Here is a 9598-nt window from a genome sequence, read left to right as displayed (position 1 = left end):
GGAACCTGGGGCCGCTGTCCAGATTCACCCACCGCGCCAAGACCTTCGGCGGCTGGCAACTCCAGCAGCCCGAGCCCGGGGTGTTCCACTGGACCTCACCGGCCGGCTACCAATACCTCGTCACCGCCAACGGCACCACCCGCATCCAGATACCCGAGGAGGGAGCCGGAGCCGAGGCAGGGTCGGAGGCCGAGGCGGCAGAACCCAAGGCCGACACCGAGCCGGACCCGACGGAAGCCGAGTCCCAACTCACCGAGGAGTCCGAACCACCGGCTCAAGCCGAACTCCCAGACGAAACGGAGCCACTGGACGAAGCCAGCTGACCACCCGGCCGCACCGATGTCGCCGGATGGCAGGATGTCGAGCGACCGCCGACGGGAGGTGGGGTGTCCGGAGGAGCTGAGACCACGGGCGCGCGCGACACTCGAGCGCCCCGGGGCACGGGACGGGCACCGACATGCCGGCGGCTGGACTGCCGCGCCCTCGCCTGACGCGTCGCTCAGCCTCGGACGCGTTTGGTGACCTCGATCCATCGGTCGAGCAGCTCGGCAGCTGATCCGTTGTCGATCGCGCGGGCGACGCGTCCCAACCGATCACGCAGCTGTCCGGTAATTGGCGCAGCCAGATCTGGCCCATCGAAGGCGAGCAGAGCTGCAGCGGCATTGAGCAGGACGATGTCGCGCACCGGCCCGGTCATCCCGGCCAAGATGTCGCGAACCACCTGGGCGTTGTGGGCGGGCGGACCGCCCACCAGGTCGGCCGGTTCGGCCGGCTGCAGGCCGAGTTCTGACGGGTCGAGTTCGGTTCGCACCACCTGTCCACCGCGGATCAGCCAGATGTCCGAATGGGTGGTGGTCGTCAGTTCGTCCAGACCGTCGTCGCCGTGAAAGACCATGCCGCGATTACCCCGCGACGCCAGCACGCCGGCGACCAGTTCAGCGACGCGCAGATTCGCCATCCCGATCGCCTGGGCGACCGGGCGCGCCGGGTTGGCCAGCGGCCCGAGGAAGTTGAACGTGGTCTGGATGCCCAGCTCCTTGCGCGCCGGCGCGGTGTGCCGTAGCGAGCCGTGGTACATCGGCGCGAACAGGAAGACCAGACCGCACTCGGCGAAAACCTGCCGCTGACGATCCGGTGAGACGTCCAGCGCCAGGCCCAACGCCTCCAGGCAGTCAGCCGTCCCGCTCATTGAGCTGGCGGCCCGGTTACCGTGCTTGATCACCTTCGCCCCGGCCGCGGCGGCCACTATCGCGGCCATCGTGGAGATGTTCACCGTGTTGGCGCGGTCGCCACCCGATCCCACCACGTCCACCGCATTGTGCGGCAAGTCGATCGGCGTCGCCTTGGCCAGCATGCCGTTGGCCAGCGCATTCAACTCGGTGACCGTCTCGCCCTTGGAACGCAGCGCCACCATGAAGCCGGCCATCTGAACTGGGGTCGCGTTACCAGCAAGGATCTCCCCCATGGCCCATTCGGTGGTCGCCGAATCAAGGTCATCGCCGCGAACCAGACCAGTCAGGATATTGGGCCATGTGAAGTTCATGGTGGCCAGATTAATCCGTCAGCTCACCGGGCCCCGACCTGTCCGACTGCACCCCAGACCGGGCGCTGATCACTCCCCGGACTGGTGACGGCTGCCCGAACCGGGGATGACCAAGTCAGACGACAGTGGCGTCCGCCGGCCAGCCCGGTGATCACGAACGACCTGGGCGACGTCGTCGGGCAACCGGATCGGATCCACCGGGTACGGCGAGATCCCCTCCGCCCGCGACCAGGTGGCCAACCAGGCATCCGCCGCCCGGGCGATCAGCAGAACGATCGGCGGGGCGCCGGGGATCTCGTCCTTGATCTGGTGCGACAGGCCCATCCCACCCGGCCGGGCCTCGGCGTCAAAGACCGCGACGTCGAACTGCCCATTGTCCAGCGCCTTGATCAGCGCGGGACCGGTGGCGAACTCGGTTATGTCAAGTTCCGGCAGGTCGGAGGCGATCTTGCGTCCGAGGGCCAGCCTGATCTGCTCGCGAACCAGGCGGTCGCTGGAGTAGATGACAACCTTCAGCACATCAGAAGCGCTCTGATCCTGGTTCTCGCTCATCGGTTCTTCCTCGCCCTCACCGGCGCTGCCCTGCGTTGGCCGCACCACTGGTCATGACGATGCTACCGCGTCAGCCGGCTGGCTCGACAGCAAACCACCCCCTCCCGGTGCCGGCGGCTTGCCCCGCCCGCGACAATGGGCACGTGCGATTCCTGTCCAACACCCCGGCCCATGACCTGACCTACAGTGACGTCTTCATGACGCCGAACCGGAGCACGGTGACGTCCCGGCTCGATGTCGACCTGACCTCCACCGACGGTCTGGACCTGCCGCTGCCGCTGGTGGTGGCCAACATGACCGCCATCTCGGGGCGCCGGATGGCCGAGACCATCGCCCGCCGTGGCGGGCTGGCGGTGTTGCCGCAGGACATCCCGGTCGACGTGCTGGCCGAGTCCATCGCCCGGGTCAAGCGCGCCCCGGCCGTCTTCGAGACCCCGATCACCGTCGCGCCGACCTGGCCGGTGGGCGACACCATGACCCTGATCGCCAAGCGCGCCCACGGCGTGGCGGTGGTCGTCGACGACGACGGCGTCCCCCTCGGGCTGGTCGGCGAGATGGAGACCCGGGGTGTTGATCGGTTCGCGCAGGTGCACGAAGTCATGACCACCACTCTCACGCTGGTCGAGCCTGGAACCCACCCTCAGCAGGTCTTCGACACCCTCACCCAGAACCGGCAACGGATCGCCATCGCGGTGGACGCTGACGGTGTCCTGGTCGGCGTCATGACCGCCAGGGGGGCGATCCGCTCCGGGATCTACCGACCGGCGCTGGACGCCGAGGGCCGGCTGAAGGTTGCGGTGGCGATCGGCATCAGCGGCGACTCCGCGGGCCGGGCCCACGAACTGCTCCGGGCGGGCGCGGACGTGCTGGTGCTCGACACCGCCCACGGCCACCAGCAACGGATGATGGACGCGCTGGAATCGGTGGTGCCGGTCCGCGACGAGTTCGCCGCCGCCACCGGGTACCGCGTCCCGCTGGTGGCCGGCAACGTGGTCACCGCGGTGGGCACCGAGGACCTGCTGGAGGCCGGCGCAGATGTGGTCAAGGTCGGCGTCGGACCAGGGGCGATGTGCACCACCAGGATGCAGACCGGCGTAGGACGTCCGCAGTTCTCGGCGGTGCTGGAGTGCGCCGCGGCCGCCCGCGAGCATGGCCGCGCGATCTGGGCCGACGGCGGGGTCCGCTATCCCCGCGACGTGGCGTTGGCCCTGGCCGCGGGCGCGGGCAATGTGATGATCGGCAGCTGGTTCGCGGGCACCCACGAGTCGACCGGCGATCTGCTGCACGACGCCGATGGCCGCGCCTACAAGGAGAACTTCGGCATGGCCAGCGCCCGCGCGGTGCGCAACCGGACCCGGCACCAGTCAACCTTCGACCGGGCCCAGGCCGCCCTGTTCGAGGAGGGCATCAGCACCTCGAAGATGTACCTGGATCCGCAGCGCCCGGGCGTGGAGGACCTGGTCGACTGGATCACCTCCGGCGTCCGCTCGTCCTGCACTTACGCCGGCGCCCGGACGCTGCCCGAGTTCCACGATCGTGCCGTCATCGGTATCCAGTCCTCCTCCGGCTACGACGAGGGCCAGCCGCTGGCGTCCAGTTGGTTGTGAACCCGCCCGGGCGCGACGACAGCGGGCGTCCGACCGTTGGAGCCGGACGCCCGCTGCTCAGGTCAGCGTTGGGCGATCAGTGGAACGAGTCGCCGCAGGCGCACGAGTTCGACGCGTTCGGGTTGTCGATCGTGAAGCCCTGCGCCTCAATGGTGTCCATGAAGTCAATCGTCGCCCCGCCCAGGTAGGGGGCGCTCATCCGGTCGACGACCAGCGTGACTCCTTCGTAGGGATCCCTCAGGTCGCCGTCGAGCTCGCGGTCGTCAAACATCAGCTGGTAGCGCAGGCCCGAACAACCACCCGGCTGCACAGCAATGCGCAACGCAAGATCATCGCGGCCCTCGGCAGCCAGCAGCGTGGCGGCCTTCGTCGCGGCGGCTTCGGTGAGGGTGACGCCGGTTGTGCGCACGGAAGTATCGGTCATCTCATCTGCTCCATAGGTCTCTAAGCAAGCAGTCCGGTGGTGGTGCCGGGCTGCGTCCCAGTCTACGACCGTGTCAACCGGGGATCAGACCGTCCTCGGCGCGGCTCTCCTGCAGCCACTCGCTGATCTCGGTCATGGACGCCTGCACGTCCGGCACGATCAGGTCGCTCAGCCGGGCCCGGCCGGGCGGCACCGAGGTGCCGTACCTCTTGACCAGATCGGCCATCTCGGCCAGGGCCAGCGCCAGTTCCTCGGCATCGCGGGAGGCCACGGCGTCGGTTACCATCTCGTCCAGCACGTTGAGCCGGATCACCAGGTCGTCGGGCACCTCCCACTGGCCCTGTCCCATGATTCGGACGATCACTGTGCCCGCCTCGCGTCGGCCGGCCAGGTGTCCTGCACTTCCGGCTCGGCCGGCTCACCCGGCTGCCGGTAGGAACCATGTTCCGCCTCGACCGGATCCCGGCTGGCGAGTTCGGCCTTCATGGCCGCGAGCTCGGAGGCGGCCTGTTCGTCGGAGTCCCCCTGCCGCGGTTCGGAGGCCACCTGCTGGGGAGCTGCCACCGCGTCGGACTGCTGGGCGGCCTGCTGGACGACCTGCCCGGCACGTCCGAGGTCGCCATCCAGCGCGGCAAACGCAGCCGCCACCCTGGCCTGCGCCTCGGCGGCCGAGTAGCTCGCCCACACGGTGTCGCGCTTGGTGCGGATGGCGTCGATCTTCGCGTGCAGCCGGGTGCTGGTGAGCACCAGTCGTTCCTCGGTGAGCCGCAACTGGTCGTGTTCGGCCTCGAGCGCCGTCAACTGCGCCGACAGCGATTGCTTGCGTAGCAGGGCCTCCCTGGCCAGATCGTCACGGCCCTGCTCGAGCAGCCGCCGCGCACTCACCGTCAGCGAATCGACCTCGGCAGCCAGTTGTGTCATGTGCTGGGCGAGTCGCTTGCGGTTGGCTGCAACCTCGGCGGCCCCGCGGCGCACCTGCTGCAACAGCTCGATCTGCTCACCATAGGCATCGCGGATCGGGTCGGCGGGCTGCTCGGGTTCACCATTGGACCCCAGCGCCCGCGTGATACGGCGGAAGATACCTGCCATCTGCTGAGTCGCCCTTCTTTCGTGCTCTCCCCAGCTTAGAGGTTCACGCCCCGGGCAACTAGGATGGCCACAGCAGCATCGAGTAGAAGGAAATTCGTGGGACTCTTCCGCCCCTATGACAGCAGTGACGCGGCCGATCGCCCCGCGGAGGTTGCGACCGACGACGCCGCCCAGCATCCCGAACCGGAGCAGGGCAAGGGCGCGCCGACGCTCAGCCGCCGGGAAGCCGAGCAGCTTCGCCGTGAGCGGATGCGTCCGACGTTGTCGAAGCGGGAGCAGAAGGCCCGCCAGCGGGAGATCCGCCGCGTCCGTGAGGAGAAGGCCTACCAGGACGCCGAGGTGCGTCCCGAACGGGTGCTGCTGCGCAACTTCGTCGACGCCCGCTGGACCTTCAGCGAGTTCAGTTGGCCGCTGCTGTTCCTGGCGATGTCGCTGTTCATCGCCGGTACCTGGTTCCCGCAACTGGCGCTCTACGCGTCCTACGCGATCTGGGCGATCATGGTCGGTGTCATCATCGAGGTCGCCTTCATGTGGAGCATGTACAAGCGGCTGCTGGCGCAGCGGGCGCCGACCGCTCCGCGCCGTGGCCTGCTGATGTACATGGCCTCCCGGATGGTTGCGATGCGGCGCTTCCGCCGCCCCCCGGCAGCCCTCGACCGCGGCGCGCAGTACTGATGGCCTACTGGTGGGACGCCGAACTGGCGCCCGGCGCGACAGCCACCGACGACGACCTGGCCGCGGTGGGGCTCGGCACCCGCTTCGCCGACCAGGCGACTGCCGAGCAGTGGCTCGGCGAGTTCTACCTCGACCTGCAGGACCTCGGTGTCCAGCAGGTCAGCCTCTTCGAATCCGATCGGCTCGTCTACGGGCCGATGTCACTGGCGGACGCGTGAGGCCATGAACGGCGGCTTGACCAGTTCGAACTCCTCCAGCCGGCGCCGCACCCGCACGCTGACGGCCGAGCCGGGCCTGTGGTCGGCGTCCACCAGCGCCAGGCCGATGCCCACTCGCAGGGTTGGTGAGAAGGTGCCCGAGGTGACCACCCCGATCACCGTATCGTCGGGTGCCACGACCTCCATGCCCGGACGCGGGATGCCGCGTTCGGTGGCCCTGATGCCGCGCGAACGCCGCGCCGGACCGGCCTCGCGGATCGCCAGCAGCGCCTCACGGCCGGCGAACTCGGGCTTGTCCCAGCCGACGGCCCACGACACCCCGGCGCTGACCGGATCTATCTGTGGCGACAGCTCGTGGCCGTGCAGGGCATAGCCCATCTCGGTGCGCAGGGTGTCGCGCGCCCCCAGCCCGCAGGCCCGGACGCCGAACCGGGCGCCGGCGTCCAGCAGCCGCTGCCACCAACCGTCGGCGTCCCGGCTCGGTATCACCAGTTCGCAGCCCCGCTCGCCGGTGTACCCGGTGCGGCACACCGTGGTCTGCTCGTCAAGGCGCTCGAAGCCCATGTAACCCATCTGCGTGGGCACGCCGAGCCATGCCAGCAGTTCATCCGAACGCGGGCCCTGGACGGCGATCACCGCCAGGTCGTGGTGCAGGTTGGTGACCTGCACGCCAGGTGGCGCCTGCTCGGCCAGTAGGGCGGCGACCGTAGCAGAGTTGGCGGCGTTGGGAATCAACAGCACCTCGTCGTCGCTGACCAGGTAGGCGATCATGTCGTCCACCACCCCGCCGGTGGCGTTGCACAGCAGGTGGTACTGCGCGCGACCGGGGCCGATCTTCGCCAGGTCGTTGGACAGTTGGCGGTTGAGGTAGTCGGCGGCACCGGGTCCACTGACCCGCAGCTTGCCCAGGTGGGAGACGTCGAAGATGCCCACCGCCTCCCGCACCGCGGCATGCTCGGCCAGCACGCCACCGTCGCCGTACTCCAGCGGCATCAGCCAGCCGCCGAACTCGGACATCTTGGCGCCAGCCGCCTCGTGGCGGACGTGCAGCGGCGACTGGTGCAGGGACTGTTCGGACATGGCTCACCTCAATGGGGTCAACGGCAGCCACGCTACTGCACCGCGGGTGACGGGCTAGCCTGATGACGCAGAACTCAACCGACCGCGAGAGGTATCAGATGGCGACCCCGCACCAGAACCTGTTCGAACCGGCCCGCTTCGATCCGGGACGCACCGCGCTGCCCCGGGTCGAACTGGTCAAGTCGATCGGCAGGGCCAGCGACGTGGTCATCGGGCTGGCCACATCCAAGGGCCAGCCCACCGTGATCGGCGCCACCGCTGAACTGGAGCGGGCCGCCGGGCGCGGCAGCCAGCTCGCCAACCTGCTCACCGATCAGGGCGCGCAGACCGACGTCGACCGGCTCACCTGCCTCAACCTGCCTGGCATCCGGGTGTTGGCGGTCGGTCTGGGTGACGACCTGGATCTGCGTCCGGAGGACCTGCGACGAGCCGCCGCCATCGGGGTACGGCACGCCGCCTCCAACGGCTCCCCCGCCCCGCGCCGCATCGTGGTCAGCCTGGAGGCCACCTCGGACGCGCATCTGCAGGCCGTGGTCGAGGGGGCGCTGCTGGCGTCGTGGAGCTTCGCGAAGCTGCGCCGCGAACCCACCCGGCCGACGATCGAGTCGATCGGTGTGGTCGGATCATCGCGGGCGTCCCAGCAGGCCCTGGACGCCGGACGGACGGTGGCGCAGGCGGTCTGCGTGGCCCGCGACTGGACGAACCTGCCGCCCAACCTGCTGGGCCCGGCAGACCTCGTCGAACAAGCCCGCGGCTACCTCAAGGACGTCCGCGTGGAGGTCGAGGTGCTCGACGAGGCAGCCTTGGAGAAGGGCGGCTACGGCGGCATTCTGGCGGTCGGCGGGGGTTCGGCGCGGCCGCCCAGGCTGCTCCGGCTGGATTACCACCCGCGCTCGGCCCGCCAGCACCTGGTGCTGGTCGGCAAGGGCATCACCTACGACTCCGGCGGTTACAACTTGAAACCGGCCGAGAGCCTGCTGACCATGAAGCATGACATGGCCGGTGCCGCGGCGGTGATCGCGGCGACCAGGGCGATCGCCGAGCGTGGACTGGCCGTCCACGTGACCAGCTACACCCCGCTGGCGGAATCGATGATCTCCGGCACCGCCTACCGTCCCGGCGACGTGCTGACCATCCACGACGGCACCACGGTGGAGAACATCGACTCCGACTGCGAGGGCAGGATCGTGCTCGCCGACGCCCTGGCCCGCGCCAACGCCGACCGCCCGGACCTGGTGGTTGACATCGCCACCCTGACCGGGGCGTGCATGGTCGCCCTGGGCACCCGGGTGGGCGGGCTGATGAGCAACGACGAAGCCACTGCAGACCGGTTGCTGGACGCCGCCGAGTCGGCCGGTGAGGAGTTCTGGCACCTGCCGATCACCTCGCACGCCCGCAGCCAGCTGGCATCCGACGTGGCCGACCTGCGCTCCAAGAAGGACCGCTACGGCAGCGCCCTGTTCGCGGCTGCCTTTCTGCAACACTTCGTGGCGGCCGGCACCAACTGGGCGCACCTGGACATCGCCGGTCCGGCCTGGAACCGTGACGCCCCGCACGACTACGTGCCGGCGCAGGCCACCGGGATGGGGGTTCGCACCCTGGTGGCGCTGGCCCAGTCGATGGCCGGCTGACCCGCTTGGCACCTAGCGGTGCCGGGCGTCCCAGTCGCGCTTGCGTTGCGGGTAGGGGACGACGCCGGCCTGGTAGGCGGGCACCTGGTGCCTGGCGCAGAAGTCGAACGCCCAGGCCCCGGACGGCACCGCCCGGCGCGCCCATTCGCCGTCGTGGGCGATCAGCAGCAGCGACGGCTTGTTGAACCGCGTGGGCGGCTCGACCCAGGCCTCGACGCCGCGGCGTTGCCTGATGAACGACACCAGGAACTGCCGGGTGTCGTCGTCGATGAACCGATCGCCGCGGACCACAGCCCGACGCTGCCGGGTCCGGGAGAACAACCGCCCAAAGGGTGCCACCACTCCATTATTCCCGCACGTCGGCGCGGTGAGTTCGGTGGGCACCCGCCGAACCGGTTCGGCAGCCGGGCGCAGCCGGGGCAATCCAGCTAGGCTTACAACGGTATTGATGGCATTTCGAAGGAGAGCCTACCCATGTCGACTGAAGTCACTTTGCCTGCTTTGGGCGAGAGCGTAACCGAAGGAACCGTCTCCCGTTGGCTCAAGGAAGTCGGTGAGCACGTCGAGGTTGACGAGCCGCTGTTGGAGGTCAGTACCGACAAGGTCGACACCGAAGTCCCCTCCCCCGTGGCGGGCACCCTCCTCGAGATCCGGGTCAACGAGGACGAGGAAGCCCCGGTCGGCGCGGTGCTCGCCATCATCGGTGAGGCCTCCGAGGCGCAGCCGGCCGCTCCCGCCGAGGAGCCCGCGGCCCCCGCCGCGCAGCCCGAACCCGAACC

At 69.3% G+C, this 9598-nt stretch carries 12 protein-coding genes and 1 pseudogene; 6 read left to right on the top strand and 7 right to left on the bottom strand.

The genetic code is table 11. From position 1 onward, the window contains the following. Positions 1–323: pseudogene (locus tag WBL05_RS13205) on the top strand (hypothetical protein); the annotation flags it as partial. A gap of 176 nt (positions 324–499) precedes the next feature. Here the strand turns inward: WBL05_RS13205 and trpD are convergent. Beyond that, complete coding sequence (gene trpD, locus WBL05_RS13200; protein WP_424226557.1) at positions 500–1543, bottom strand: anthranilate phosphoribosyltransferase; 1044 nt, start codon at positions 1541–1543, stop codon at positions 500–502. A 69-nt stretch (positions 1544–1612) separates the two neighbouring features. Then, a complete protein-coding gene (locus WBL05_RS13195; protein ID WP_424226555.1) occupies positions 1613–2095 on the bottom strand; it encodes a response regulator in 483 nt (160 codons plus the stop codon). 143 nt (positions 2096–2238) lie between these two features. Here WBL05_RS13195 and WBL05_RS13190 point away from each other — a divergent pair, with 143 nt between their 5' ends. Beyond that, complete coding sequence (locus WBL05_RS13190; RefSeq protein WP_424226553.1) at positions 2239–3702, top strand: GuaB1 family IMP dehydrogenase-related protein; 1464 nt, start codon at positions 2239–2241, stop codon at positions 3700–3702. 76 nt (positions 3703–3778) lie between these two features. On the opposite strand, the gene WBL05_RS13185 is transcribed toward WBL05_RS13190, so the two are convergent. The 3 genes from WBL05_RS13185 to WBL05_RS13175 all read right to left on the bottom strand — a co-directional run bounded on the left by WBL05_RS13185 (position 3779) and on the right by WBL05_RS13175 (position 5215). Then, complete coding sequence (locus tag WBL05_RS13185; protein ID WP_424226552.1) at positions 3779–4126, bottom strand: HesB/IscA family protein; 348 nt, start codon at positions 4124–4126, stop codon at positions 3779–3781. A 73-nt stretch (positions 4127–4199) separates the two neighbouring features. Then, positions 4200–4490, bottom strand: a complete 291-nt coding sequence (pspAA, locus tag WBL05_RS13180; RefSeq protein WP_424226550.1) for a PspA-associated protein PspAA — start codon at positions 4488–4490, stop codon at positions 4200–4202. After that, the gene (locus WBL05_RS13175) at positions 4487–5215 is read right to left on the bottom strand and encodes a PspA/IM30 family protein (RefSeq protein ID WP_424226548.1); all 729 of its coding nucleotides are present in this window, start codon (positions 5213–5215) and stop codon (positions 4487–4489) included. The genes pspAA and WBL05_RS13175 overlap by 4 nt, the downstream gene beginning before the upstream one ends. A gap of 96 nt (positions 5216–5311) precedes the next feature. On the opposite strand from WBL05_RS13175, the gene WBL05_RS13170 reads away from it, so the two are divergent. After that, positions 5312–5890 carry a DUF3043 domain-containing protein gene (locus WBL05_RS13170; protein WP_424226546.1) on the top strand — a complete coding sequence of 193 codons (579 nt, stop codon included), beginning with the start codon at positions 5312–5314 and terminating at the stop codon, positions 5888–5890. After that, entirely contained in the window at positions 5890–6108 is a 219-nt protein-coding gene (locus WBL05_RS13165; RefSeq protein WP_424226545.1) for a hypothetical protein, read from the top strand. Before WBL05_RS13170 ends, WBL05_RS13165 begins: the two co-directional genes overlap by 1 nt. On the opposite strand, the gene gcvT is transcribed toward WBL05_RS13165, so the two are convergent. Continuing rightward, complete coding sequence (gcvT, locus tag WBL05_RS13160; protein WP_424226543.1) at positions 6091–7188, bottom strand: glycine cleavage system aminomethyltransferase GcvT; 1098 nt, start codon at positions 7186–7188, stop codon at positions 6091–6093. The two genes, WBL05_RS13165 and gcvT, sit on opposite strands and share 18 nt — an antisense overlap. 62 nt (positions 7189–7250) lie before the next feature. Here gcvT and WBL05_RS13155 point away from each other — a divergent pair, with 62 nt between their 5' ends. Next, entirely contained in the window at positions 7251–8819 is a 1569-nt protein-coding gene (locus WBL05_RS13155) for a leucyl aminopeptidase (protein ID WP_424226541.1), read from the top strand. Positions 8820–8831: 12 nt separating this feature from the next. Here the strand turns inward: WBL05_RS13155 and WBL05_RS13150 are convergent, their stop codons facing one another. Beyond that, complete coding sequence (locus WBL05_RS13150) at positions 8832–9110, bottom strand: hypothetical protein (protein WP_424226539.1); 279 nt, start codon at positions 9108–9110, stop codon at positions 8832–8834. Between the two features lie 183 nt (positions 9111–9293). Here WBL05_RS13150 and WBL05_RS13145 point away from each other — a divergent pair. Next, positions 9294–9598: biotin/lipoyl-containing protein (locus WBL05_RS13145; RefSeq protein WP_424226537.1), on the top strand; the 305-nt coding region annotated here is incomplete at its 3' end.

This window comes from Brooklawnia sp., assembly GCF_049651565.1.
GTDB lineage: Bacteria > Actinomycetota > Actinomycetes > Propionibacteriales > Propionibacteriaceae > Brooklawnia.
The sequence above is the reverse complement of the archived record's forward strand: the minus strand, read 5'-3'. Positions and strand labels throughout refer to the sequence as shown.